Origin of the sequence: Nocardioides jiangsuensis, from assembly GCF_019679455.1 — a bacterium.
Classification (GTDB): domain Bacteria; phylum Actinomycetota; class Actinomycetes; order Propionibacteriales; family Nocardioidaceae; genus Nocardioides_C; species Nocardioides_C jiangsuensis.
Window position 1 is genome coordinate 707,997 of record NZ_JAIEZQ010000001.1, and the last position, 23,623, is coordinate 731,619.

At 70.0% G+C, this 23,623-nt stretch carries 23 protein-coding genes; 12 read left to right on the forward strand and 11 right to left on the reverse strand.

The genetic code is table 11. The features are described 5' to 3' along the window. The first annotated feature begins 24 nt into the window (after positions 1–24). From K1X13_RS03350 to K1X13_RS03385, 8 genes are all read left to right on the forward strand, one after another. Positions 25–993 carry an ABC transporter ATP-binding protein gene (locus K1X13_RS03350; RefSeq protein ID WP_221023601.1) on the forward strand — a complete coding sequence of 323 codons (969 nt, stop codon included), beginning with the start codon at positions 25–27 and terminating at the stop codon, positions 991–993. Further along, positions 990–1,961 carry a hypothetical protein gene (locus K1X13_RS03355; RefSeq protein WP_221023602.1) on the forward strand — a complete coding sequence of 324 codons (972 nt, stop codon included), beginning with the start codon at positions 990–992 and terminating at the stop codon, positions 1,959–1,961. The genes K1X13_RS03350 and K1X13_RS03355 overlap by 4 nt, the downstream gene beginning before the upstream one ends. Before the next feature lie 87 nt (positions 1,962–2,048). Then, entirely contained in the window at positions 2,049–3,044 is a 996-nt protein-coding gene (lipA, locus tag K1X13_RS03360) for a lipoyl synthase (protein ID WP_372450660.1), read from the forward strand. A gap of 71 nt (positions 3,045–3,115) precedes the next feature. Next, positions 3,116–3,811: a DUF4191 domain-containing protein gene (locus K1X13_RS03365; protein WP_221023603.1), complete on the forward strand. Its 696-nt coding sequence runs from the start codon at positions 3,116–3,118 to the stop codon at positions 3,809–3,811. A gap of 68 nt (positions 3,812–3,879) precedes the next feature. Beyond that, positions 3,880–4,668: an alanyl-tRNA editing protein gene (locus K1X13_RS03370; protein ID WP_221023604.1), complete on the forward strand. Its 789-nt coding sequence runs from the start codon at positions 3,880–3,882 to the stop codon at positions 4,666–4,668. Between the two features lie 90 nt (positions 4,669–4,758). Continuing rightward, the gene (locus K1X13_RS03375; protein ID WP_308249368.1) at positions 4,759–6,036 is read left to right on the forward strand and encodes an NAD(P)/FAD-dependent oxidoreductase; all 1,278 of its coding nucleotides are present in this window, start codon (positions 4,759–4,761) and stop codon (positions 6,034–6,036) included. After that, positions 6,033–6,785 carry a DUF1365 domain-containing protein gene (locus K1X13_RS03380; protein ID WP_221023606.1) on the forward strand — a complete coding sequence of 251 codons (753 nt, stop codon included), beginning with the start codon at positions 6,033–6,035 and terminating at the stop codon, positions 6,783–6,785. The genes K1X13_RS03375 and K1X13_RS03380 overlap by 4 nt, the downstream gene beginning before the upstream one ends. Continuing rightward, positions 6,782–8,083: an SAM-dependent methyltransferase gene (locus K1X13_RS03385; RefSeq protein WP_221023607.1), complete on the forward strand. Its 1,302-nt coding sequence runs from the start codon at positions 6,782–6,784 to the stop codon at positions 8,081–8,083. Before K1X13_RS03380 ends, K1X13_RS03385 begins: the two co-directional genes overlap by 4 nt. Here K1X13_RS03385 and K1X13_RS03390 read toward each other — a convergent pair. Together K1X13_RS03390 and K1X13_RS03395 are read right to left on the reverse strand one after the other, a co-directional pair. Next, positions 8,049–9,392, reverse strand: coding sequence for a phosphoribosyltransferase family protein (locus tag K1X13_RS03390; protein ID WP_221023608.1), 1,344 nt, complete (start codon positions 9,390–9,392; stop codon positions 8,049–8,051). The genes K1X13_RS03385 and K1X13_RS03390 overlap by 35 nt on opposite strands. Before the next feature lie 139 nt (positions 9,393–9,531). Continuing rightward, positions 9,532–9,972: an RDD family protein gene (locus K1X13_RS03395; RefSeq protein WP_221023609.1), complete on the reverse strand. Its 441-nt coding sequence runs from the start codon at positions 9,970–9,972 to the stop codon at positions 9,532–9,534. Between the two features lie 207 nt (positions 9,973–10,179). Between K1X13_RS03395 and glnA the strand changes: the two genes are divergently transcribed. Together glnA and K1X13_RS03405 are read left to right on the forward strand one after the other, a co-directional pair. Further along, positions 10,180–11,598: a type I glutamate--ammonia ligase gene (gene glnA / locus K1X13_RS03400; RefSeq protein WP_221023610.1), complete on the forward strand. Its 1,419-nt coding sequence runs from the start codon at positions 10,180–10,182 to the stop codon at positions 11,596–11,598. A gap of 280 nt (positions 11,599–11,878) precedes the next feature. Further along, positions 11,879–12,880 carry a hypothetical protein gene (locus K1X13_RS03405; RefSeq protein WP_221023611.1) on the forward strand — a complete coding sequence of 334 codons (1,002 nt, stop codon included), beginning with the start codon at positions 11,879–11,881 and terminating at the stop codon, positions 12,878–12,880. A gap of 241 nt (positions 12,881–13,121) precedes the next feature. On the opposite strand, the gene K1X13_RS03410 is transcribed toward K1X13_RS03405, so the two are convergent. Continuing rightward, the gene (locus K1X13_RS03410) at positions 13,122–13,397 is read right to left on the reverse strand and encodes a hypothetical protein (protein ID WP_221023612.1); all 276 of its coding nucleotides are present in this window, start codon (positions 13,395–13,397) and stop codon (positions 13,122–13,124) included. A 1,319-nt stretch (positions 13,398–14,716) separates the two neighbouring features. Between K1X13_RS03410 and K1X13_RS03415 the strand changes: the two genes are divergently transcribed. Together K1X13_RS03415 and K1X13_RS19880 are read left to right on the forward strand one after the other, a co-directional pair. After that, complete coding sequence (locus K1X13_RS03415) at positions 14,717–15,790, forward strand: hypothetical protein (RefSeq protein WP_221023613.1); 1,074 nt, start codon at positions 14,717–14,719, stop codon at positions 15,788–15,790. 84 nt (positions 15,791–15,874) lie between these two features. Beyond that, positions 15,875–16,087: a luciferase domain-containing protein gene (locus K1X13_RS19880; protein WP_443678908.1), complete on the forward strand. Its 213-nt coding sequence runs from the start codon at positions 15,875–15,877 to the stop codon at positions 16,085–16,087. A gap of 51 nt (positions 16,088–16,138) precedes the next feature. Here K1X13_RS19880 and K1X13_RS03420 read toward each other — a convergent pair whose 3' ends face one another. From K1X13_RS03420 to K1X13_RS03455, 8 genes are read right to left on the reverse strand one after another with little or no spacing between them, the layout of a single operon-like run. Continuing rightward, a complete protein-coding gene (locus K1X13_RS03420) occupies positions 16,139–16,735 on the reverse strand; it encodes an NADPH-dependent FMN reductase (protein ID WP_221023614.1) in 597 nt (198 codons plus the stop codon). 40 nt (positions 16,736–16,775) lie between these two features. After that, on the reverse strand, positions 16,776–18,443 hold the full coding sequence (locus tag K1X13_RS03425; protein ID WP_221023615.1) for an FAD-dependent oxidoreductase: 1,668 nt from the start codon (positions 18,441–18,443) through the stop codon (positions 16,776–16,778). Next, positions 18,421–18,699 carry a UBP-type zinc finger domain-containing protein gene (locus tag K1X13_RS03430; protein WP_221023616.1) on the reverse strand — a complete coding sequence of 93 codons (279 nt, stop codon included), beginning with the start codon at positions 18,697–18,699 and terminating at the stop codon, positions 18,421–18,423. Before K1X13_RS03430 ends, K1X13_RS03425 begins: the two co-directional genes overlap by 23 nt. After that, positions 18,696–19,148: a thioredoxin gene (gene trxA / locus K1X13_RS03435; protein WP_221023617.1), complete on the reverse strand. Its 453-nt coding sequence runs from the start codon at positions 19,146–19,148 to the stop codon at positions 18,696–18,698. Before trxA ends, K1X13_RS03430 begins: the two co-directional genes overlap by 4 nt. After that, entirely contained in the window at positions 19,145–21,781 is a 2,637-nt protein-coding gene (gene clpB, locus K1X13_RS03440; RefSeq protein ID WP_221023618.1) for an ATP-dependent chaperone ClpB, read from the reverse strand. The genes trxA and clpB overlap by 4 nt, the downstream gene beginning before the upstream one ends. Continuing rightward, on the reverse strand, positions 21,772–22,092 hold the full coding sequence (locus K1X13_RS03445) for a chaperone modulator CbpM (RefSeq protein ID WP_221023619.1): 321 nt from the start codon (positions 22,090–22,092) through the stop codon (positions 21,772–21,774). The genes clpB and K1X13_RS03445 overlap by 10 nt, the downstream gene beginning before the upstream one ends. Continuing rightward, positions 22,089–23,072 carry a DnaJ C-terminal domain-containing protein gene (locus K1X13_RS03450; protein ID WP_221023620.1) on the reverse strand — a complete coding sequence of 328 codons (984 nt, stop codon included), beginning with the start codon at positions 23,070–23,072 and terminating at the stop codon, positions 22,089–22,091. Before K1X13_RS03450 ends, K1X13_RS03445 begins: the two co-directional genes overlap by 4 nt. Beyond that, entirely contained in the window at positions 23,072–23,620 is a 549-nt protein-coding gene (locus K1X13_RS03455) for a nucleotide exchange factor GrpE (RefSeq protein ID WP_221023621.1), read from the reverse strand. The genes K1X13_RS03450 and K1X13_RS03455 overlap by 1 nt, the downstream gene beginning before the upstream one ends. Positions 23,621–23,623 lie beyond the last annotated feature (3 nt).

Below are 23,623 nucleotides of genomic sequence, written 5' to 3' on the forward strand. Positions count from 1 at the left end.
GTCCCCGACACATCAGGGGGACCCATGAGTGACCTGGTCATCGAGACCACCGGCCTGCGGAAAGAGTTCCGCACCCGACGCGGACGGCACGTCGTCGCCGTCCACGATCTCGACCTCGCCGTGCCGCGGGGCGGGGTACACGGCTTCCTGGGCCCCAACGGCTCTGGGAAGACCACGACCATCCGGATGCTGCTCGGGCTGGCCCGCGCCAGCAAGGGCGAGATGCGGCTGTTCGGCCAGCCGGTCCCGCACCTGCTGCCCAGCGTGATCGACCGCATCGGCGCCGTCGTCGAGCAGCCCAAGTTCGTGCCGACCTTCAGCGGCCGCAAGAACCTCACCCTGCTCGCCCGCACGATCGGCGTGCCGAGCCACACGGTCGACGCGGCCCTCGAGCAGGTCGGCCTGAACGGTCGCGACCAGGAGCGCTACAAGGGCTACTCGCTCGGCATGAAGCAGCGGCTCGCGATCGCGGCGACCCTGCTCAAGAGCCCTGACCTGCTGATCCTCGACGAGCCGACCAACGGACTCGACCCGGCCGGCATCCGCGACATCCGCGACATGATCCGCGGACTCGGCGACAGCGGCGTCACGGTGCTGCTGAGCTCGCACATCCTGGCCGAGGTGCAGCAGGTCTGCCACTCCGCCTCCATCATCGGCAAGGGCCGCCTGCTCGCCTCCGGCGACGTCGACGACCTGGTCGGGGGCGGGTCCACGAGCACGACGCGCGTGGGCGTCGCCGACCCCGCGACGGCGGCCCGGCTGCTGCGCGAGGCCGGCCACCACGTCATTCCGGACGGCGAGGCGCTCGTCGTCGAGGGCGTCGAGCCGCGCGAGATCAACCGGCTGCTCGCCGGGCACGAGATCTTCGTGCACGAGCTGACCCCGGTCCGCGCCGACCTGGAGTCGGTCTTCCTGCAGCTCACCCGCGACGCGTCGGTCGGTCGTCCCGCCGGACCGGCCGCGCCCGTCACCACCGAGGCAGGTGTCGCATGAGGCTCTTCCGTGTCGAGCTCACCCGCTTCCGCTCCCGCCGCGCGATCGTCCTGCTGCTGGTCGCCGCCGCCCTGCTCACCGGCCTCCTGGCCGCCAGCACCGTGTGGGAGACCCGTCCGGTCAGCGCCGCGGACCAGGCCCGGGCCCAGGCGCAGGCCGACGCCGAGGCCCAGCAGCCCTACATCCAGCGGGAGATCGCGCGCTGCGAGAAGAACCCGGCGCGCTACTTCGGCGTCGGGTCCGGCGCGCCGGACTGCGCCGAGAACATCACCCCCAAGGCCGAGTGGTACCTCTACCGCTCGGTGGTGTCCCTCGCCCAGGAGCGGAACGACTCCGGCATCGCTGCGCTGCTGATCGTGTCGGCGCTGATGATCATCGTCGGGACGACCTTCGCCGGCGCGGACTGGAGCTCCGGGTCGATGAGCAACCAGCTGCTCTTCGAGCCGCGGCGGCCGAAGGTGTGGCTGGCCAAGGGAGCCGCCGTGCTCGTGGGCACGCTCGTCGCGTCCGCGGTGATCCTGACGGCGTTCTGGCTCACCCTCTACCTCGTCGCCGAGTCGCGCGGGATCCAGACCGGCGCGCAGGTGCAGGAGCAGATCCGGTGGCTGGTCGGTCGCGGCGTGGTGCTGGCCGGCCTCGGCGGGCTCGGCGGCTACGCGCTGACCATGCTGGTGCGGCACACCGTGGGCACGCTCGCGGCGCTGTTCGCCTACGTGGTCGGCGGGGAGGCGCTCATCGCCGCGCTCCCCATGGAGGGCGCCGCCCGCTGGAGCCTCTCCAACAACGTGTTCGCCTGGGTGCGCGACGGCCACCGGTACTTCGACGAGAGCATCCGCTGCCTCCCGGGTCGGCAGTGCAACCAGGAGGCGCTGCTCACGCTGGGCGGTGGGGCGACCTACCTCGGCGTGCTGCTCGCCGTGGTCGCGTTGGTGTCGGTGCTGCTGTTCCGTCGTCGCGACATCCCCTGACACCGCCGTACGGCGCCCCGCCCACCGGCCTACCGCCGGGCACGGTTCGGTTGGGGCGCCTCACGGGCGCGGCGTACAGTGGCGGGCGTGACTCACGCGCCCACACAGCCCGACACCACGTCCGGCGGCGCGGCCTCGACGGGTTCGATCAGCCCCGAGGGCCGCAAGCTGCTCCGTCTCGAGGTCCGCAACGCCCAGACCCCCATCGAGAAGAAGCCCGAGTGGATCAAGACCCGGGCCCGGATGGGACCGCAGTACACCGAGCTGCAGAACCTGGTGAAGTCCGAGGGTCTGCACACGGTGTGCCAGGAGGCGGGCTGCCCCAACATCTTCGAGTGCTGGGAGGACCGCGAGGCGACCTTCCTCATCGGCGGCGACCAGTGCACCCGCCGCTGCGACTTCTGCCAGATCGACACCGGCAAGCCGCAGCCGCTCGACCGTGACGAGCCGCGCCGGGTGGCCGAGAGCGTGCAGACCATGGGCCTGCGCTACGCCACGATCACCGGCGTCGCCCGCGACGACCTCCCCGACGGCGGCGCCTGGCTGTACGCCGAGACGGTCCGCGCGATCCACGAGCTCAACCCCGACACCGGGGTGGAGAACCTGATCCCCGACTTCAACGGCAAGCCCGACCTCCTCCAGGAGGTCTTCGAGTCCCGGCCCGAGGTCCTCGCACACAACGTGGAGACGGTGCCCCGCATCTTCAAGCGGATCCGCCCCGCGTTCCGCTACGACCGGTCGCTCGACGTGCTCACCCAGGCCCGCGAGTTCGGGCTGGTCACCAAGTCCAACCTGATCCTGGGCATGGGCGAGACCCGCGAGGAGGTCTCGCAGGCGCTGCGCGACCTGCACGAGGCCGGCTGCGACCTGATCACGATCACCCAGTACCTCCGCCCCTCCCCCCGGCACCACCCCGTCGAGCGGTGGGTCAAGCCCGAGGAGTTCGTGGAGCTGCACGACGAGGCCCTCGAGATCGGCTTCGCCGGCGTCATGTCCGGGCCGCTGGTGCGCTCGTCGTACCGTGCGGGCCGTCTCTACAAGCAGGCGCTCGAGTCGCGCGAGCGTGCAGGCCAGCCGGTCTGACAGACTTCAGCCGCCGCGCGACCATGGCGGCGACACCGCAGACCCTGAGAGCAGAACGAGGCAGCGAGGCAATGGCCAGGAAAGACAAGACCGCGAAGCAGGGCCGGCTGAGCCAGATCGCGGCCAGCTACAAGATGACCAAGCAGTCCGACCCGAAGATCGGGCTGGTCCTGCTCGGCACGTTCCTCCTCACCGCCGGCGTGATCTTCGGCGTGCTCCTGCTCGTGCCGGGGGTCTGGGTCTTCGACCTGATCGGCGCCGTCCTGCTCGGCGTCCTCGCCCTGCTCATCGTGTTCGGCCGGCGCGCGCAGCGGGCCGGCTACGCCCAGATCGAGGGCCAGCCCGGGGCCGCCGCGGCCGCCCTCGGCATGCTCCGCAAGGGCTGGAAGCTCGACCCCGCGGTCGGCTTCAACCGCAACCAGGACGTCGTGCACCGCGTCGTCGGCCCGCCCGGGATCGTCCTGGTCGGCGAGGGCAACCCGAACCGGCTCAAGACCCTGCTGGCCACCGAGCGCCGCAAGCACGAGCGGGTCGCCTCCGAGGTGACGATCCACGAGGTGATCGTCGGCAACGGCCCCGGCGAGGTCCCGCTGACCAAGCTCGTCCGCCACGTCACCAAGCTGGGCCGCAGCCTCAAGCCGGCGCAGATGACCGACGTGCTCGCCCGGCTCCGCGCGCTCGACGCGAACCGCTCGAACATCCCGCTCCCCAAGGGCCCGATGCCGACCAGCATGAAGGGCGCCCGCCAGAACATGCGCGGTCGCTGACCGCTCCCCCTCCCTCGCCCGCCGGGTACGTTGTTCCTGCTGAGGCGTACGAGGGAGGGAGACCCGTCATGGCAGTGCCCGGCCGTGCCGTGCCCGAGGGTGCACCGGACGATCTCGCCCGGACCGAGCTGTTCGCGGTCGACGCCTACCAGCGGTCCTTCGACGCCGCGGTCGCCGACGTCGACCGGGAGCAGAACCGGGTGCTCCTCGGGCGGACGGCGTTCTACCCCGGGGGCGGTGGCCAGCCGCACGACGTCGGCACCCTGACCTGGGACGGCGGCGCCGCCCTGGTCGCGAAGGTGGCCCGGGACCGCGCCACCGGCCGGATCTGGCACTGGCTCGACCTCGAGGGCGACCTGCCCTCCCCGGGCACCGCGGTCGCCGGCGAGCTGGACTGGGAACGCCGCCACCTCACCATGCGCACGCACACCGCGCTGCACATCCTGTGCGGGGTGATCTGGGCCGACCATCGGGTCGCGGTCACCGGGGGCAACATGGACCCGGGCAAGGGCCGCCTCGACTTCCCGCTGGAGTCGATGTCCGCGGAGTTCGGCCGCCAGGTCGAGGCCCGGATCAACGAGGAGATCGCCGCCGCGCGGGAGATTCTCGTGGAGTTCGTGGGCCGCGAGGTCGCCGACGAGGACCACGCGCTGATCCGGACGGTGGCCAACCTCATCCCCCGCGAGATCGACCCGCTGCGGGTGATCGACATCGTCGGCCTCGACAAGCAGGCTGACGGCGGCACCCACGTGCTGAGCACCGCCGAGGTGGGCCGGGTGGCCGTCACCGGCACCGAGTCCAAGGGGCGCGGCAACAAGCGGGTGCGGCTCGAGGTCCTCGACCCGGAGCGGCCCTAGCTGCCCATGTCCGATTTCCGTCGCACCCGCCACCCATCCACCCACCCCTCCGGTCCGAACACCTGGCATGACGACCTCCAGGAACAGCCGGTGACCGCGGCGTACGACGGGCGGCCTACCGTCGCCGTCGTCGGCGGCGGCGTGTCCGGCCTCACGGCGGCCTACCTGCTCCAGCGCACCCACCACGTCACGCTCTTCGAGGCGGACGAGCGCCTGGGCGGCCACGCGCACACGCACGACGTGCCGCTCGGCGACGGGTCGACGGTGCCGGTGGACTCCGGGTTCATCGTGCTCAACGACCGGACCTACCCGCTGCTGCGCCGGCTGTTCGGCGAGCTCGGCGTGCAGACCCGGCCCACCGAGATGAGCATGAGCATCTGCTGCGACCAGTGCGGGCTGAGCTACACCGGCGGGCGCAAGGCCGACGGGATCTTCTCCCAGCGCCGGCGCGCCCTGGACCCGAGGTTCTGGCGGTTGCTGCTGCAGATCAGGACGTTCCAGAAGCAGGCGCTCGCCTTCCTGGAGGAGGAACCGTCCTCCGAGCTCACCTACCGCGAGTTCCTCACCGAGCACGGCTTCGACCGGCACTTCGTCACCCACTACGCGCTGCCGGTGGTGTCCTGCGTGTGGTCCATGGGCCACCACGAGGCGCTCGCCTACCCGGCGGCGTACCTCTTCGCGTTCCTGCGGCACCACGGGTTCCTCACCCTCGGCGACTCCCCCACGTGGCACACCGTGGTCGGCGGCTCCCGTTCCTACGTGCGCGCGGTCACCGACCGGCTCGACGTGGTCCGCTCCTCCACGCGGGTCACCGCGGTGAGCCGCAAGCCCGAGGGCGTCGAGCTCGACACCGCGCACGGCGAGCACCACCGGTTCGACAAGGTCGTGATCGCCACCCACGCCGACGAGGCCCTCGCGCTGCTCACCGACGCCGGCGACGAGGAGACCGAGCTGCTCGGCGCCTTCGGCTACTCGACGAACACCGCCTGGCTGCACCGCGACGAGTCCGCGCTGCCCGCGCACACCCGGTCGCGCGCGAGCTGGAACTACCGCCTCGCCGACTGTGACACGCTGACCGACCGCACCCGGGTGTCGTACTGGATGAACCGGCTCCAGGGCCACCCCGAGAGCTCCCCGCTGATCGTCACGCTCAACCCCGACGAGGGCCCCGCCCCCGAGCACGTGGTCGCGACGATGACCTACCAGCACCCGACCTACACCGGCCGCTCTGTCGCCGCGCAGCAGCGGCTCGCAGCGCTCAACACCGACCGGCTCGCGTTCGCCGGCGCCTACCACGGGTGGGGGTTCCACGAGGACGGCTGCCGGTCGGGGGTCGCCGCGGCCACGGCACTCGGAGCCGCCTGGTGAGCGCGACCGCGCCACGGCCGGCGTCCACCCGGGCGCTCGTGCACCATCGGCGCAACCGGCCGTTCCGCTACGAGTTCACGCACCGCACCACCATGTGGCTGGTGGACGCAGCGGACCCGAATGCCGCGTTCCCCCGGTGGTTGCGGCCGCTGGTGTCGATCCGGGCGCGGGACCACTTCTCCCCCACCGACGACGGCTCGCTGCTCGACAAGGCGCGCCGCTTCGTCACCGCGCAGGGGCTGCCGTGGACCGCGCACCGCGTGCTGGTGCTCGCCAACGCGCGGAGCCTCGGCTACGTGTTCGACCCGCTGACGACGTACTTCTGCCTCGACGCCGCCGGGGAGTTCGAGGGTGTCCTCGCCGAGGTGCACAACACCTACGGTGAGCGGCACTGCTACCCGTTGTCGGTCGAGGACCGCAAGGCGACCGTCGACAAGGAGTTCTACGTCTCCCCGTTCTTCGCCGTCGAGGGCCGCTACGACATCCGCACCCGGCTCACCGCCGACGACGTGGCGATCGCGATCTCGCTGACCACCCCTGACGGCCGTACGGCGTTCTCGGCCTCGGTCCACGGCGCCCTCGAGCCCGCCACCCCCTGGCGCACGCTGCGCCGCGTCGCTGCGAACCCGTTCCCGTCCCAACGCGTCGCGGCGCTGATCCGCTGGCACGGCGTCCGGCTCTGGCTGCGCCGTCTGCCCGTCGTACCCCGTCCGCACCACGAGGCACCGAAAGGCATGGACCCCGCATGAGCACCACGATCGACGGCCCCGGCCAGGAGTCGCTGGCCGCCGCCCAGGAGTCCCTGGCCACCGGCGAGAACACCGCGGCGCGGAGCCTGCCGCCCGCACCGGCGTACGGCCTGCGCGCCAGGGTCGCCAAGCAGGTGCTGGCGCGGATCCTGCGCAACGTCCCGGTGACCGCCCGGCTGTCCACCGGCGAGGTGTACGGCGGCGGCGAGGTGACCCTCGAGGTGACCGACCCGACCGCGTTCTTCGCGCGCCTGGGGCAGAGCCCGATGATCGGCATCGGCGAGTCCTACATGGCCGGCGAGTGGCGCCCGTCGGCCGACACCGACCTAGCGGACGCGCTGGCGCCCTTCGCGGAGCGGCTCAACGAGCTGATCAGGCCGGTGTTCTACCGGATGCGTCACGTGGTGCTCCCCCGCGGCCTGAACCCGGAGAACAGCAGGCACGGCGCCCGCAAGAACATCGAGGCGCACTACGACCTGTCGAACGAGATGTTCGCGCAGTTCCTCGACCCGACGATGTCCTACTCCTCGGCGCTCTTCGCCTCCCTCGTCCCGGCGCCCACGCAGGACGAGCTGGAGCAGGCCCAGCTCCGCAAGGTGGACGCGATCCTCGACGCCGCCGGCGTCACCGCGGGCAGCCGGGTGCTCGAGATCGGCACCGGCTGGGGGACGCTGGCGATCCGGGCCGCGCAGCGCGGTGCCCGGGTCACCACGATCACCATCTCCACCGAGCAGGCCGCCCTCGCGCAGCAGCGGGTCGACGCGGCCGGCGTGTCCGACCGGGTCGAGATCGCGCTGCGCGACTACCGCGACCAGACCGGGCAGTTCGACGCGGTGGTCAGCGTGGAGATGATCGAGGCGGTCGGCGAGAAATACTGGCCGACGTACTTCCGGTCCATCGACGGGCTCCTCGCCCCGGGCGGCAAGGTGGCGATCCAGGCGATCCTGCTCGAGCACCACCGGATGGTCGCTACCCGGGACACCTACACCTGGATCCACAAGTACATCTTTCCGGGCGGGCTGCTGCCGTCGCAGACCGCGATCGAGCAGGTCCTCGCCGAGCACACCACGCTCGGCGTCAGCGACGTCGCGCCACTGGGCCAGCACTACGCGCACACGCTGCGGCTGTGGCGGGAGCGGTTCCTCGCGAACTGGCCGACCGTGCGGGACCTCGGCTTCGACGGCACCTTCCGGCGCATGTGGGAGTTCTACCTCGCCTACTGCGAGGCGGGGTTCCGCACCGGCTACCTCGAGGTCGCCCAGATCACGATGGAGCGTCCGGCACCAGGTGCTCGCTGAACCAGTCCCGCGCCAGCCCGGCGGCCTCGGCCAACGTGCCCGGCTCCTCGAACAGGTGCGTGGCCCCGGGTACGACGGACAGCCGGTTCTCGCACTCGAGGTACTGCTGGGCCCGCCGGTTCAGGTCGAGCACGACCCCGTCGTACCCGCCCACCACCAGGAGGGTCGGCGCCCGCACCTCGTGCAGGCGCGGAAGGGCCAGGTCGGGCCGCCCTCCGCGTGACACGACCGCGGCCACCGTCTCCGGCAGGTCCGCGGCGGTCCACAGCGCGGCGGCCGCGCCCGTGCTCGCCCCGAAGATCCCTATCGGGAGGCCCGCGGCGGCGGGCTGCTTGCGCACCCACTCGGTCGCGTCCCCCAGCCGGCCGGACAGCAGGTCGATGTCGAAGACCAGGCCCCGGTCGCCCTCCTCACGGGCGGTGAGCAGGTCGAACAGCAGCGTGCCCAGCCCGGCCCGGTGCAGCACGTCCGCGACGTACCGGTTGCGCGGGCTGTGCCGGCTGCTGCCGCTGCCGTGCGCGAACAGCACCACGCCCCGGGCCCCGTCCGGGATCGTCAGGCGCCCCGGCAGCTCGACGCCCCCGGCCGGGATCCGCACCTCCTCGTCGCTCGGCCCCACATGCACCGGGGCGGTCCCCGAAGCAGCGGAGCCGGCCGCCGGCGTCTGTCCGGTCTCGGCCGCCGCGGCTCTCGCCAGCAGGTCCACGACCTCCTGGTCGGAGACCTGCCGGAAGTCACGGTAGAACTGGCCGATCGCGGCGAAGCCCTGCGGCTGCCACGGGCACACCACCTCGTCGACCCGGTCGTGGAACCGGCGCTCGCACTCCGGTGGCCCGACCGGCACCGCGAGCACCACGCGGGTCGCGCCGTGCGCGCGGGCCACCTCGCACGCCGCCATCGCGGTCGCGCCGGTGGCCAGCCCGTCGTCGACCACCACCGCGGTGGAGCCGGCGAGCGGCCGCGGGGGGCGCCCGGCCCGGAACAGCCGGGCCCGGTGCTCGAGGGAGGCGCGCTCGCGCCGCTCCACCGAGGCCATCTCCGGCTCGCTGACGTGGGCCATCTGCAGCACGTCGGGGTTGATCACCCGCACCCCGCCCTCGCCGATCGCCCCCCAGGCCAGCTCGGGCTGGAACGGGACACCGAGCTTGCGGACCAGGATCACGTCGAGCGGCGCCCCGAGGGCGGTGGCGACCTCGGCGGCGACGGGCACCCCGCCGCGTGGCAGCCCGAGGACCACGGTCCCGGCACCCTTCAGGTGTGCGAGGTGGGACGCCAGCTGACGTCCCGCGTCACGACGGTCGCTGTACATGGCCGACCTCCCGTCGAGGGATGAGCTCCTCGTCCCACGCTAGGTCGCCGGCCGGGCGGCGCTGTAGGGCCAGTGGTCACCTCTCGCACGACCCGTCCGCGGGGCGCCGTACCGGAGGCCGGCCGCCGTACCCGACCGGTCAGCGGACGACGGTCACCGTCTTGACGGCGAGGTCGTGCAGGCCGCGCTGGTCCCGGTTGAAGACCAGCGGCGGGACCACCAGACAGATCAGCGCGGTGCGGAGCAGCGCGTGCAGGACGTTGACCGGCTTCCCGTCGACCCGCACCACCGCCACGCGGCACACCAGCTGCCCGAACGACCCGCCCATCAGCGGGGTGAGCAGGGTCGCCTCGAGCAGGAACACCGTCATCGGCGCCCACTGCGCCAGGCCGCGGCCGGTCCAGACATCCGTGCCGATGAACGCCGCGACCACGAGCATGGAGGCGAACCAGTCCAGGACCAGTGCGAGGATCCGGCGCCCCCAGCCGGCCACGGACCCGGGGCCCTCCGCGGGCAGCCCGAGCCGCTGGCCGGGGTACGACGGACCGAGGGAGGAGGCGGGAGGCCGGGGGTCACTCACCCGGACAACGCTACCTGTCGCACGGACGCCCGAGCGCGGGCCGTCCGTCCCGGGCGTTCCCTGGACACCCGGACTGTTACACGCATGAAACAAAGTGGATACGGTCACTTAATCGCCCGTACATAGGTTGCGGGGAATGGTGCAGCGACGCATCTGACGATCCCTTGCAAGAAAAGTGGACCGCCTCGGCGCGGCCAAGGAGGACGAATGTTCCAGAACAGCGAAGAGCTGCTGAAGTACATCAAGGACGAGGGCGTCGAGATGGTCGACGTCCGTTTCTGCGACCTGCCCGGCGTCATGCAGCACTTCACGGTTCCCGTGTCGTCCTTCGACCAGTCGGTCTTCGACGACGGCCTCAACTTCGACGGGTCCTCGATCCGCGGGTTCCAGGCGATCCACGAGTCGGACATGTCCCTGTTCCCGGACCCGACCACCGCGTACCTCGACCCGTTCCGCGAGCGCAAGACGCTCATCGTGAACTTCTTCATCCACGACCCGCTGACCGGTGAGGCCTACAGCCGCGACCCGCGCAACATCGCGCGCAAGGCGCAGGCGTACCTCAAGAGCACCGGCATCGGCGACACCGCGTTCTTCGCCCCCGAGGCCGAGTTCTACGTGTTCGACTCGGTGCGCTTCGAGACCACCCAGAACGCCGGCTACTACCACATCGACTCCGAGGCGGGCGCCTGGAACACCGGCGCCGAGGGCGACAACCGCGGCTACAAGGTGAAGTACAAGGGCGGTTACTTCCCGGTGGCGCCGTACGACCACTTCGGTGACCTGCGCGACGAGATCACCGTCGAGCTCGAGAAGGCCGGGCTTGTCGTCGAGCGCGCGCACCACGAGGTCGGCACCGCCGGCCAGGCCGAGATCAACTGGCGCTTCGACGAGCTGCTGAACTCCGCCGACGCGGTGATGAAGTTCAAGTACATCGTCAAGAACGTCGCCTGGCGCAACGGCAAGACCGCGACCTTCATGCCGAAGCCGATCTTCGGTGACAACGGCTCCGGCATGCACTGCCACCAGTCGATCTGGAACAACGGCGAGCCGCTGTTCTACGACGAGTCCGGGTACGCCGGCCTCTCCGACATGGCGCGCTACTACATCGGCGGCCTGCTCAAGCACGCCCCGTCGCTGCTCGCGTTCACGAACCCGACGGTGAACTCCTACCACCGTCTGGTGCCCGGCTTCGAGGCCCCGGTCAACCTGGTCTACAGCCAGCGCAACCGCTCGGCGTGCATCCGGATCCCGATCACCGGGTCGAACCCGAAGGCCAAGCGCGTCGAGTTCCGCTGCCCCGACCCGTCGTCGAACCCGTACCTCGCGTTCGCGGCGATGCTGCTCGCCGGCATCGACGGCATCAAGAACAAGATCGAGCCGGCCGCTCCGGTCGACAAGGACCTCTACGAGCTGCCGCCGGACGAGCACGCCGACATCGAGACCGTGCCCGCGTCGCTCGACGCGGTGATGGACTCGCTCGAGGCCGACCACGACTTCCTGCTCGAGGGTGGCGTGTTCACCCCCGACCTGATCGAGACGTGGATCGACTACAAGCGGACCAACGAGATCGCCCCGATCCAGCTGCGCCCGCACCCGCACGAGTTCGAGATGTACTACGACATTTAGTGAGATCTCACGTAGAGCTCGAACTCAGAGCTCCAACACGAGGGCCCCGGCTTGCGTTGGGGCCCTCGTCGTTCTCACGCGTGGCGGCCGTTGCTGGCTCGGCTTCAGCCTGACGGCACATTTATGTCGCGTTTGACCCTGCGACCCCTTGTCCCGATGCTCCATGGACTCCATGGTGTGAAGAGACGGCCGGAGGTCCCTTGTATCACCTCTAGCCGGTGAGCGGACCTCGAGTAATGGGCTCACGCGTCTACGCGAACGCTGTGGGTACATTCGGACCATGAAGCCGATCCACGTCGGTCTAGTGGCTGACCCGGCCTCGCCCACCCAGATGGCGCATCGGATCAAGGACCTCGACCCGCCGACGGGCGAGCATCACGGCGCCTGGGACATCGAGGTCGTCAGCGAGCCGTTCACCACCGGTTCCGAGGACGTCGACACCGCGTTAGCGCGTCTGGGGGACCAGGCTCACCAGCATGAGTGGGACCTCGTCGTCGGCCTGACCGAGCTTCCCCTTCGCGACGACGACGGCCGCTATCTCCTCATCGAAGCCGACCCGCAACAACGGACAGCCGTGCTGTCGCTGCCTGCGCTCGGCGGACTCCGTACGCAGGCACGCACTCGCCACGCCGTGCGCACGCTCGTCCGCGGCATGGCCGCCTCCTCCTCGCAGGACGAGCAGCACCGCGTCCCGCTCCCCCGCCTCGGTGGCCGCTGGCGATTGCTCGCGGGGATGGTGCTCGCCAACCGACCATGGCGCCTCGTGCCCGGACTCAAGTCCGCGCTCGTCGCGGCACTGGCAACCGGCGCCGTCGCCACGATCAATTCCACGGTGTGGCTACTAGCTGGCTCCTTGTCCTGGTGGCGCCTCATGGTCGCGACGATCGCCTCCGTCGCGCTCGTCGTCGCCTGGCTCGTGATTGACGGCGAACTGTGGGACCGCCCCGACGACAACTCCCCCGAGGCTCGGGAGAGGTCGCGCCTCTACAACACCTCGACGTTGCTGACCCTGACCGCCGGGGTGCTCATCTGCTACCTCGCGCTCTACGTCGTGAACCTGGTCTGGGCGATGTTCGTCCTCGATCCCGCCGTGATGGGCGGCTACCTCCACGCCTCCCTCGGCTACGGCGATCTCTTCGTGCTGGCCTGGTTCGTGGCGTCGGCGGCGACTGTTGGCGGGGGCCTCGGCAGTGGCTTGGAGTCGGACGAGGCGATCCGCGCGGCCGCGTACTCAAAGCGCGAGGAGGAGCGTCGCAACCGTCTCGCGCGGCAACGAACCTAGATCGGGGTTCGTCAGATCGTCGGTGTAACTCGAAGGCGGCGCTGAACACGTTCGCCATCACCTTCAAAGACGGATCAACCCCTCGACCAACTAGAACGCCAGTGGCCAGTCACACCGGATCCCGAGCACCCAGGCGTAGCGGTCACGACGGAGTCCGGCTGGACGCTCAGCGCCTTTCCGAGCGGGCTGGTGGTCTTCGAGAATGTCGAGGGCGATGCCTGCGCCCGTCACCGGACAGGCATTAGTCGGGATGAGGCACGGAGGCGTGGGCATCCGACTCGGTTCCTCCGTCCGGGTACTTGATCAGCGGGGCATGCTGGGGCCTCATCCGCGCCACGTTGTCCGCATAGTCAGACCACAAGCCTGCGGCAGGTGCCGCATAGGTGGCTTCGTCGGTGTTGATGACGACCACGCCTCTCGTGAGGTCGAAACCCACCGTTCGCACCTTGCCCTCGGGCGCGATGCCGATCTCGCGGACGAACCGCATGACTCTGGCCTCGAGCTCTCGCTCCTTCATGTGGCGGCACACTACGCGGGCCTCGCGTGCAACCTCCGGAGACAGCATGAGAACGCCTGGACAGCGGCACGAGGCTGGGCTCGCGTGATCTGAGTCGGGACAAGAGACCGACCGGCGCGGTTACCTGCGACCCGTGGTCGGCCTAGGACGCGACGGGGGCAGGATGAGGGCCGCTCTGATGCCACTCGCAGAGGGTCTTGATGGGCACGTCGAGGTACTCCGAGAGCTCTGCGACCCGATCAGCGGTTGCAGGCCGCTCAAGGTGCGTGCGTCCGCGGCGGGGCGTCCCCGGACTAGGGAAGGCAGGCTGAGGGACAGTAGAAAGAAGAAGAAGAGGACTCCTGCTCCCCGGTTCCCCGGGATCCACAAGGGATTGGGGCGCAACGCGCTCCAGGAAATCGCGCAAGCCCTATCCCGAGCGGCGGTAGGTGTCCGACGCCCGGTCGATGTCCAGAAACCGCCCCCAAGGCCGTCTCGCGACGTACTGCGCAATTCGGCTACGAGGCGGCGCTGCGCGGCTCATCAAGGACCGTGCGGCTTGGGCAGACGACGACCGCGACGAGGCCGAGGAAGAGGTCATCACCGAGCTCTACCTCAACGCGGAGGCTCTCGGCGTCAGCCGCAACCCGGGACGCCCCAGGGGTTCCGTCGGGACCTCGCCACGCGTTGATGACGTATGTGCGGCGCCAGATCCGGCTACGCCGGGCGCACGAGGCGCCCAAGGCTGCCGACCACGAGACCATCGGTGAGAACCCCTTCGTACACGCTCAACACGGTCCCTGGCACCGACCCATCACGTTCGGCCAGCCCTCAGGCGGTACTCGTGCACGTGGCGCACAGAGATCGCGCCCTCACCCACCGCGGACGCCGGCCGGATCACCGAGTCACAACGCACCTGCCCGAAACGCGAAAACGTCCGTGCTCGCTCCGAACGTCCCGTGCCTCCATGGGCCCTGCCGGTCAGGACGAACCTCTGTCGCGCACGAGTCGCGCCGAAACCACCGGGTGTCCCCGGGCCCGATCAGTGCGAAGAGAGCCGTCTCAGGGCGCGGCCGCCGCTCGTCCGTCGTCAGGCCGTGGACCATGGCCTCCTCGAGGCTGAGGGCGCCGGTCGACAGGATGACGGCGCGCGTGCCGAGAACACTTCTATAGCGGCGAGCTGCACGGCGTGGTAGCCGTCGACGCGCCGCGGCATGCCCGTGACCCTCCGAAGCGTCTCAGATGGGACCGTGTCTCTTGCTTCACGCAGCGCGGTGATCCGACACTCGCACCATGACGCACGAAGGTCGAAACCATCGGCGCAGCCCGGCCGCTTCCCCATGAGCACGGACGAGGTGGGGATCGGACTCATCTCGGCGCCGGGTTCGGCCACTGAGATTGCATCGATCCTCGCCGACGACCTGCACGCCGAGCTCAGTTTGCACTTGCCCGCCGTCCAGTGGCGGGTGTCCAACGTGGTCGACGCCCTCGTGTATCCACCTTCCGACGACGCCGCCCTCGTCGCCGCGGCAAGGAACCGGCTCTTGAAGGAAGGATGGGATTTGGTCGTCTGTCTCACCGATTTGCCCCTGAAGGCACACCGGCGACCGGTGGTGGCTCACGCGAGTCCTCTGCACGGCGTGGCTGTCGTGTGCCTCCCGGCGCTCGGCGCCATCGGACTGCGTAGACGCACCCGTGACGCGGTCGTCGGGCTCGTGCGCACCTTGCTCGGGGACACGGCGGACCACGCCCTCTCGGGCCGTGTTGCTGGTCTCGGACGCCGCGCCAGCGAGCTCGGAAGGAGCCAGCAGCCGGAGAGAGACGGCAGCGTGATGTTCACCGCGAGAGTCCTCAGCGGGAACCTGCGACTACTGATCGGAATGATCCGGGCCAACCAGCCGTGGAGACTTGCGATCGGACTCTCGAGAGCGCTGACCGCCGCTCTGGCAACGGGGGTGTTCGCCCTCGTCACCCCCGACATCTGGCAGCTGAGCGCCGCGCTCGGCTGGATCCGACTCTCGGCGATCGCGATGGGGTCTGTCGCAGGGATCACGGTCGCGCTGATCGCGGGGGCTGGTCTGTGGGAACACACGTCACACCCGGCCGGTCGTAAGCAGGTAACCCTCTTCAACCTGGCTACCACGGCAACGGTCGTTCTGGGTGTGCTCTTCCTCTACGCCGCACTGCTCCTGCTCGCACTCGTGACCTCACCGGTTCTGGTGCCTGCACAACTGCTCGAGGAGGGCATCGGGCATGCCGTGCGAGTTGGCGACTACATGAAGCTGGCGTGGCTCACAAGCTCTCTCGCAACACTGGGCGGCGCTCTCGGGGCGGGTCTGGAGAGCGACGACGTGGTCCGGGCCGCCGCTTACACGTACCGGCAGGAATCGCGCCAGAGCGTGCGGAAGGGGTGACCAGCGCTCGTCAACGTCGTCCGACACGGTCGTCGCGCGCGAGCCATGCACGAACGCCGACCTCGTCACCCGCGGCTGGGCCGCATGCACCCCTGGGCCGGGACCCGCCTCTCCCCCGGCTTCGTGATGGTCTACGGACCACGGGACGACGAAGAGCTCGACATCGTCCAGAGCATCGTGGCCGCCAGCCATGCCTACCCACCGGCCCTGGGGCGTAGCTCGTCCGCCCCTCGATGGCGATCGCAAGCCCGAACCCCCATTCTGTCCGAGCGGGGACCTACTGGTTCCCGGGAGTGAGCTCGATCCGCCGGTCGTCGTTCCTACCTGTCGTCATCTTTGCCAGAAGGCTCACCTTGTCGCGTCGTCGCTCGGCTCTTGTGGGCGTGGCAGGACTGTCAGGACCATGCCGATGTAGGTGCGGAACTCGGCCATGTAGGCGCGGAGGAACTCTTTGGTGGAGTCGTTGGTGACCTCGCCGTCTTCCTGGAAGACATCGGGGGAGTACTGGATGTAGGCCTCGGGAGAGGTCATCTGCCGGGCGTTGCAGAAGCTGAGCACACCGCGCAGGCTTTGTTGACCCATGGCGGTGCCGATCTGGCCGACGGAGGCGCCGATCACCGCCGCTGGGATGTGGTCGAAGGAGTTCTCTCCCCATGGTCGGGACGCCCAGTCGATCGCGTTCTTCAACGCCCCGGGGATTGAACGGTTGTACTCCGGAGTGACGAAGAGCACCGCGTCGACGGCAGCGATCGACGCCTTGAGCGCTCTGGCTTCAGGCGGGTAGTCGTTGTCGAAGTCCGGGCTGTACAGCGGGAGGTTGCCGATGGGAATCTCGCTGAACTCCAGGTCGTCTGGGGCCACCCGGATGAGGGCCTTGGACAGGATGCGGTTGATCGACGTCGACGAAAGGCTGCCAACGAAGTAGCCGACCTTGTCGGTGGTCATGTGTTCCTCCTGGTTTCGTGCCTTCTTGGCGGGCGGCCTCTCACCGACGTCCCTCGGCTTCCAGGAACTCGTGGACCTGGCGGATCGCGACCGAGCCCTCGCCGACGGCTGAGGCGACGCGCTTGACCGAGCCACTGCGGACGTCGCCCACGGCGAACACGCCCTGGCGACGGGTCTCGAACATGCCGTCGTGGCAGTCGGCGGCGGGTCCGGTGAGCACGAAGCCCTTCTCGTCCAGCGGGATCTCCCCCTGGAGCCAGCTGGTGTGGGGGGCCGAACCGATCAGCACGAACAGAGCTGTCGTCGCGACGCGCTGCTTCGCATCGGTGTGGAGGTCGTGCAGCAGCACCTCATGGAGCGCTTCGTCCCCGATGAGCTCGCACACCTCGCTGTTGCGCCAGACCTTGATGCGTGGTGACTGCTTGACGCGGTCGGCCAGGTAGCGGGACATGTCCCTCCCCAGGTCGTCGTGTCGGATGACCAGGTTGACCACTGGCGACTGTCGGGCCAGGAAGCAGGCCGCCTGACCTGCGGAGTTGCCGCCGCCCACGACGGTGACGGGGTCCTGTCGGCACAGCCGGGCCTCGAATTCTGTGGCGGCGTAGTAGACGCTGCTGCCCTCGAGGCGGTCCGTCCCCGGGATGTCGAGGCGTCGGTAGCGCACGCCGGTGGCGACGAGCACGGCGTGTGCGATCAGGTCGTCCCCCTCTGCTAGCCCCACCACGTGGTAGCCGTCGGCCTGTGTGAGGGAGGTAGCCTCGCCGGGGATGGTGAAGACGGCGCCGAACTTGCGGGCCTGGACCACGGCGCGGTCGGCCAGCTCGCCGCCGGTGATGCCGGCGGGGAACCCCAGGTAGTTCTCTATCTGGGACGACGTGGCCGCCTGGCCGCCGGTGGCGAGCGCGTCCAGGACGACTGTGGAGAGCCCCTCGGATGCGGCGTAGACCGCTGCGGCCAGTCCGCCCGGGCCCGCGCCGACCACCACGAGGTCGTACGCCGAGCGCTTCGGCGCCGCTCGTAGCCCGATGAGGTCGGCCAGCTCAGTGGTGCTGGGGTTTCGCAGGACCGTCTGCCCTTTCAAGATCACGACGGGTGTCTGGTCGGGTGGGATGTCGAACGCTCGCAGGGTGACCTCTGCCTCGGGATCCTCCTCCACGTCATCCCAGCGGCACGGGATGCGGTTGCGGCTCACGAAGTCCCTCAGCCGGCGGGTGTTGGCTGAGTAGCGGGAGCCGATGATCCGGAGGCCGGCGCCGAGGTCGGCGTGAATGTTGCGTCGGAGGATGAAGGCCCGCAGGATCAGGTCTCCGAGCGCCTGATCCTGGGTGACCGCCTCCTTGAGCCGGTCGTAGAGCACTTCGAGGACCTCGACGTCGGTCTGGGCGACGGCGGTGACGTAGACCGCTTGGCCGGTCAGGATCGACAGATCGCCCACGAAGCGACCTCGCCCGTGGACGGCGAGCACTCGCGACTCTCCCTCGGGGCCGTCCTCCTGGACGACCCGGACCCTGCCGTCCAGGACGATGAACAGGCCGCAGTCGCGGTCCCCCGCGCAGAACAGCGTGGTGCCCTTGGTCAGCGCCTTCCGCTCTCCGTACTGCGAGAGCTGCATGATCTGCTCGTCGGTGAGGCGGGGGTAGGCGCCGGTGGTGTCGGGGGTCTCGGGTAGGTCCGCGAGCTCGAGTTCAGACGAATTGCTCGTCGACATAGCACCATCTCCAGTTCTCCCCAGGTTCGATCGAACGCACGATGACGTGGCCAGTCGTGGCGGCGTGAGCGCGCGCGTGTCGCATCGGTGAGGAGTCGCAGCAGCTGATCTGGCCACAGGTCAGGCACTGGCGCAGGTGGACCCATGGGGTGCCGAGCTGCACGCACTCGGCGCAGGCGCGCCGGGCGGGTGGCGGCACAGGTCGGATGATTTCGAGGTGTGGGTCGGCGCCGACGCGCGTCGGGTTGGCGGTCATCGCGCCCTCGTCGGGAGCTTGGACTCGAGCCATGAGCGCAGCTGGTGCTCGGGAAGGGCGCCGATCTGTTTGTCGACCACCTTGCCGTGGTCGAGGAGGACCAGGGTCGGGATCGCCTGGACCTCGAACCGTCGGCTCACAGTTGGGTTCTCGTCGGCGTTGACCTTGACCAGCTTGAGGTTGCCGGCCAGCTCCCCGGCCAGCTTCTCCAGGGCCGGGCTCACCATCCGGCAGGGGCCGCACCACGGAGCCCACACGTCGACCAGCACGGGCAGGCTCGACTCGTCGACGACGGCGTGGAACTCGTCGTCGGTCGCGTCCACCACCCAGCGCAGCGGAGTGCTGCACTTCCCGCAGCGTGGCGTGCCCTCGGCAACCGCCGGAACGCGGTTCTTTGTTCCGCAGTTGCCGCACTCGACCTTCGTCGACTTCTGGGCGGTCGCGGTCATGCCACGGCCCGCCCGTCTGACGGCTTGCCGGCCGCAGTCACCGTGATCTTCCCGTCGGCGAAGTCGACCGAGATCGCGCCTCCGTCGGCCGCGTCGCCGCGCAGCAGCGCCCGGCCGACCTGGGTTTCCACCTCGCGGGAGATGAGCCGTCGCAGCGGGCGGGCGCCGTACGCCGGGTCGAAGCCCTGGTCGGCGATGAAGCGACGCGCCGCAGGCGTGACTTCGAGGGTGATCCGCATGTCGGCCAGCCGCTCGCGCAGCTCCTCGAGCTGGAGGTCGACGATCCGCTCGATCTCGGAGAGCGTCAGTGGCTTGAACATCACGATCTCGTCGACGCGGTTGAGGAACTCCGGGCGGAAGTGCGACTGCAAGGTGCGCATCACCATCGAGCGCGCATCGTCCTTGACCTCGCCGCCCGCGGTGACCCCCTCGAGCAGGTATTCCGAGCCGATGTTGGAGGTCATGATCAGCACGGTGTTGCGGAAGTCGACGGTGCGGCCGTGGGAGTCGGTCAGGCGGCCGTCGTCGAGCACCTGGAGCAGCGTGTTGAAGACGTCGACGTGGGCTTTCTCGATCTCGTCGAGCAGGACCACCGCGTAGGGCTTGCGGCGCACGGCCTCGGTGAGCTGACCGCCCTCCTCGTAGCCAACGTAGCCGGGAGGTGCCCCGACCAGCCGGCTGACGGTGTGCCGCTCCTGATACTCGCTCATGTCGATCCGGATCATGTTCTCCGCGGTGTCGAACAGGGCGGCGGCCAGCGTCTTGGCAAGTTCGGTCTTTCCGACGCCGGTGGGGCCGAGGAAGATGAACGACCCGATGGGTCGCTGGGGGTTCTTGATGCCTGAGCGGGCGCGGACGACGGCGTCGGCCACCAGTTGGACTGCTTCGTCCTGGCCGATGACGCGTTCGTGGAGCACCTCGTCGAGGCGGAGCAGCTTGTCGCGCTCCCCTTCCTGGAGTCGCGTGACCGGGATGCCGGTCCAGCGCGAGACGATGTCGGCGATCTCGTCGGCGGTCACGACCTCGCGCAGCAGCCGGCGCCCGCCCTGCTTGCCGGCGAGCCGGGATTCGGCCGCCTCCAGTCGCCGGTGGATCTCCGGCAGCTTGCCGTGTCGCAGGGACGCCGCTCGGTTGAGGTCGTATTCGCGCTCGGCCCGCTCGCTCTCCAGCCGGACCTGTTCCAGCTCCTGGCGTAGAGACTGCACCTCGCGCAGCGCGGACCGTTCGGCCTCCCACTGTGCGCGCAGGGCATCGGCCCCGGCTCGCGAGTCGGCCAGCTCCTTGCGCAGCTCCTCGAGGCGGGCCGTGCTCGCGGCGTCCTCCTCCTGCGAGAGTGCCGCCTCCTCGATCTCCATCCGGGTCACGCGCCGGGTGAGCTCGTCGAGCTCGGCCGGCATCGAGTCGATCTCGGTGCGCAGCATCGCGCAGGCCTCGTCGACGAGGTCGATGGCCTTGTCGGGCAGGAAGCGGTCGGAGATGTAGCGGTGACTCAGGGTCACCGCTGCCACCAGGGCGCCGTCGTGGATCTTCACGCCGTGGAAGACTTCGAGCCGCTCGCGGAGCCCACGCAGGATCGAGAGGGCGTCCTCTTCGTTGGGCTCGTCGACGAGGACCGGCTGGAAGCGGCGCTCGAGGGCTGCGTCCTTTTCGATGTGTGTGCGGTACTCGTCCAGGGTGGTTGCGCCGATCATGTGCAGTTCGCCGCGGGCGAGCATGGGCTTGAGCATGTTGCCGGCGTCCATCGCACCCTCGCCGGCGCCGGCACCCACGACGGTGTGCAGTTCGTCGACGAACAGCAGGATGTGGCCCTCGGCGCTCTGGACCTCGTTGAGCACGGCCTTCAGGCGCTCCTCGAACTCGCCGCGGTACTTCGCTCCGGCGATGAGGGCCCCCATGTCCAAGGCGAAGATGGTCTTGTCCCGCAGGCCCTCGGGCACGTCGCCGTCGGTGATGCGTTGGGCCAGGCCCTCGACGATCGCGGTCTTCCCGACCCCGGGCTCGCCGATCAGCACCGGGTTGTTCTTGCTCTTGCGCGACAGGATTTGGATGGTGCGGCGGATCTCCGAGTCCCGGCCGATCACCGGCTCGAGCTTGCCGGCTGCCGCGGCCGCGACGAGGTCGCGGCCGTACTTGTCCAGCGCCTCGTAGGTCCCCTCCGGTGTCGCCGATGTCACCCGCTGGTGACCGCGCACTTCGGTCAGTGCCGCCAGGAAACTGTCGCGGGTCAGCCCCTGAGCGTGGAGGAGCCGCCCGGCCGCCGAGCCCGACCCCTCCTCCACCAGGGCGATCACGAGGTGCTCGACCGAGACGTACTCGTCCTTGAGCCGGCGGGACTCGCGGTCGGCCGTGTCGAGCAGTCGCGAGAGCCGTTGGGTGATGTGGACCTGCCCGGGCGTCACACCGGGCCCGCTGACCCGCGGGCGGCGGCCGAGCTCGGCCTCCAGGTCCTCGCGGAGCCGGTCCGGATCGGCTCCCGCCCGGGTGAGCAGTGGCGCGACCAAGCCTTCCGCCTGGTCGAGCAGTGCCAGCAGCAGGTGTTCCCCGTCCACCTCGACGTGACCGAAGCGCAGCGCCTTGGTCTGGGCGTCGTGCAGAGCCTCCTGCGACTTCTGGGTCAGTCTGTTCATGTCCATGGAGCGTCTCCTCGTCGTGACATTCGTCGTTGGGTCTTCTCCAGCTCTGCGATCCGGTCAAGCAGCTCGACGACCAGCCCGATGGCCGAGTAGCCGAGGTTCAGGCTCATCCGCAGCCGCTGGATTCTGGCCATCTCCCTCACCTGGGAGGGGTCGAACCACAAGCGCCCCTGTGTGTCGCGGGTGACCTCCAGGAGCCCGAGGGCGACCAGGCGGCGTACAAGCTCGGGATGTACGCCGGCGACCTGGGCATAGCTGTCGAGGCTGAGCCGGTAGGGCCGAGCGAGGGCGAAGTGCGTGACCGCGGTCATCGTCTGCTCCTCGCGTCGAAGCTGGACACCTTCGCGAGCTCCTCGAAGAGCCGCTGCTCGTCGTCGTCGAGGGTCCCGGGCACGCGGATCTGCAGTTCGGCGTAGAAGTTTCCCGGCTTGCCGCGTCGGTTGGGAAGCCCGCGGCCCTGGAGCCGCAACCGGCGGTGGCTGGACGAGCCGGTCGGGACCTTCAGGGTGGCGGCGCCTCCGGGCGTGTCGACGGAGACCGAAGCGCCCAGGGCTGCCTCCCACGGAGCGATCGGCAGGAGTGCGTGCAGGTCGCGGCCCTCGACCCGGTAACGCGGGTGGTCGGCGATCCGGACCACTAGGTAGAGGTCTCCGTCTGCCGCCGAACCGCTGCCCGGGCCGCCCTGGCCGCGCAGCCGGATGCGCTGACCGTCGACCACGCCCGCCGGGACGGTGACGTCGAGCGTGCGAGGGCCGTCGGGGCCGCTGATCGTGAAGCTGCGCTCGGTGCCGTGGTAGGCCTCTTCGACCGACACCTCCACCTCGGCCTCGTGGTCGGAGCCCGGGACCGGGCCTGGTCCCCAGCCGGCCCGGCCCCGACCACCGCGCCCCCGGCCGCCGAAGATTCCCCCGAGCAGGTCCTCGATGTCGACGTCGTCGCCGAAGTCGCCGGCTCCGAAACCTCCCGACGGGCCTGCCCCCGACGCCCAGCGGCCGCGCGCCCCCGCCCCTGCACCGGCGTCGGCGTACGTCCGGGCTTGGCGCCAGGCGGCCGGATCCGTGTCGGGAGGAACGCGGCGGAAGTCCTCGCCGAAGGCGTCGTAGCGGCGACGCAGCTCGGGATCCGAGAGCACGTCGTAGGCCTCGGCGATGTCCTTGAACCGCTCCTCGGCCTCGGAGTGCTTGTTGACGTCGGGGTGGTGCTGGCGCGCCAGCCTGCGGTAGGCCCGCTGGATGTCGGCCGGGTCGGCATCGCGGGAGACTCCGAGGATCTCGTAGAAGTCTTGGGCCATCAGGTTGCCCTGGTGGCCACCACGACCGCGGCCGGCCGCAGGATCTTGTCATCGGGCCCGTAGCCGGGACGCACGACCTGGGCCACGGTGCCGGGCACCAGCCCCTCATCGGACATAGTGCTGACCGCCTCGTGCACGGCCGGGTCAAAGGCCCGGCCGTTGTCGTCGCGACGCGGGTAGCCGAGGTCGGCCAGGACGCCGATCGCCTGCGCCAGCACGGCACGGACGCCCTCGACCACAGACTCGGGGTCGGACGACGCGTGCTCGAGCGCCCGCTCCAGGTTGTCCAGGACGGGTAGCCAGCTGGTTGCGACGGCCGCCCGTTCCTGCTCGCGGCCGCGGACCACGTCGCGCGCGCAACGCTTGCGGAAGTTGTCCAGCTCGGCAGCCGTACGCCGCCACGCGTCCTCCAGCTCGGCGATCTGGCGCGCCTGGTCGACGCGCTCGGCTGCGTCGTCGACGTGCTCCGGGGTTTCGTTCGCCGGAGCCTCGTCGCTTCCTGTCCCGTTGGTCGGGGCCTCGGTCGTCGGTGCCTCGTGGTCGGACATGGC

Bases quoted from the DNA above. Each gene is read 5' to 3' on its own strand.
- K1X13_RS03385 (WP_221023607.1), top strand. From the start codon at position 6,782: ATGAGCACCACGATCGACGGCCCCGGCCAGGAGTCGCTGGCCGCCGCC.
- K1X13_RS19880 (WP_443678908.1), top strand. From the start codon at position 15,875: ATGCACCCCTGGGCCGGGACCCGCCTCTCCCCCGGCTTCGTGATGGTC.
- K1X13_RS03450 (WP_221023620.1), bottom strand. From the start codon at position 23,072: ATGGCCCAAGACTTCTACGAGATCCTCGGAGTCTCCCGCGATGCCGAC.
- K1X13_RS03370 (WP_221023604.1), top strand. From the start codon at position 3,880: ATGGCAGTGCCCGGCCGTGCCGTGCCCGAGGGTGCACCGGACGATCTC.
- K1X13_RS03355 (WP_221023602.1), top strand. From the start codon at position 990: ATGAGGCTCTTCCGTGTCGAGCTCACCCGCTTCCGCTCCCGCCGCGCG.
- K1X13_RS03365 (WP_221023603.1), top strand. From the start codon at position 3,116: ATGGCCAGGAAAGACAAGACCGCGAAGCAGGGCCGGCTGAGCCAGATC.
- K1X13_RS03420 (WP_221023614.1), bottom strand. From the start codon at position 16,735: ATGACCACCGACAAGGTCGGCTACTTCGTTGGCAGCCTTTCGTCGACG.
- K1X13_RS03445 (WP_221023619.1), bottom strand. From the start codon at position 22,092: ATGACCGCGGTCACGCACTTCGCCCTCGCTCGGCCCTACCGGCTCAGC.
- K1X13_RS03390 (WP_221023608.1), bottom strand. From the start codon at position 9,392: ATGTACAGCGACCGTCGTGACGCGGGACGTCAGCTGGCGTCCCACCTC.
- K1X13_RS03350 (WP_221023601.1), top strand. From the start codon at position 25: ATGAGTGACCTGGTCATCGAGACCACCGGCCTGCGGAAAGAGTTCCGC.
- K1X13_RS03425 (WP_221023615.1), bottom strand. From the start codon at position 18,443: ATGTCGACGAGCAATTCGTCTGAACTCGAGCTCGCGGACCTACCCGAG.
- K1X13_RS03455 (WP_221023621.1), bottom strand. From the start codon at position 23,620: ATGTCCGACCACGAGGCACCGACGACCGAGGCCCCGACCAACGGGACA.
- glnA (WP_221023610.1), top strand. From the start codon at position 10,180: ATGTTCCAGAACAGCGAAGAGCTGCTGAAGTACATCAAGGACGAGGGC.
- clpB (WP_221023618.1), bottom strand. From the start codon at position 21,781: ATGGACATGAACAGACTGACCCAGAAGTCGCAGGAGGCTCTGCACGAC.
- trxA (WP_221023617.1), bottom strand. From the start codon at position 19,148: ATGACCGCGACCGCCCAGAAGTCGACGAAGGTCGAGTGCGGCAACTGC.
- K1X13_RS03430 (WP_221023616.1), bottom strand. From the start codon at position 18,699: ATGACCGCCAACCCGACGCGCGTCGGCGCCGACCCACACCTCGAAATC.
- K1X13_RS03410 (WP_221023612.1), bottom strand. From the start codon at position 13,397: ATGAAGGAGCGAGAGCTCGAGGCCAGAGTCATGCGGTTCGTCCGCGAG.
- K1X13_RS03405 (WP_221023611.1), top strand. From the start codon at position 11,879: ATGAAGCCGATCCACGTCGGTCTAGTGGCTGACCCGGCCTCGCCCACC.
- K1X13_RS03415 (WP_221023613.1), top strand. From the start codon at position 14,717: ATGAGCACGGACGAGGTGGGGATCGGACTCATCTCGGCGCCGGGTTCG.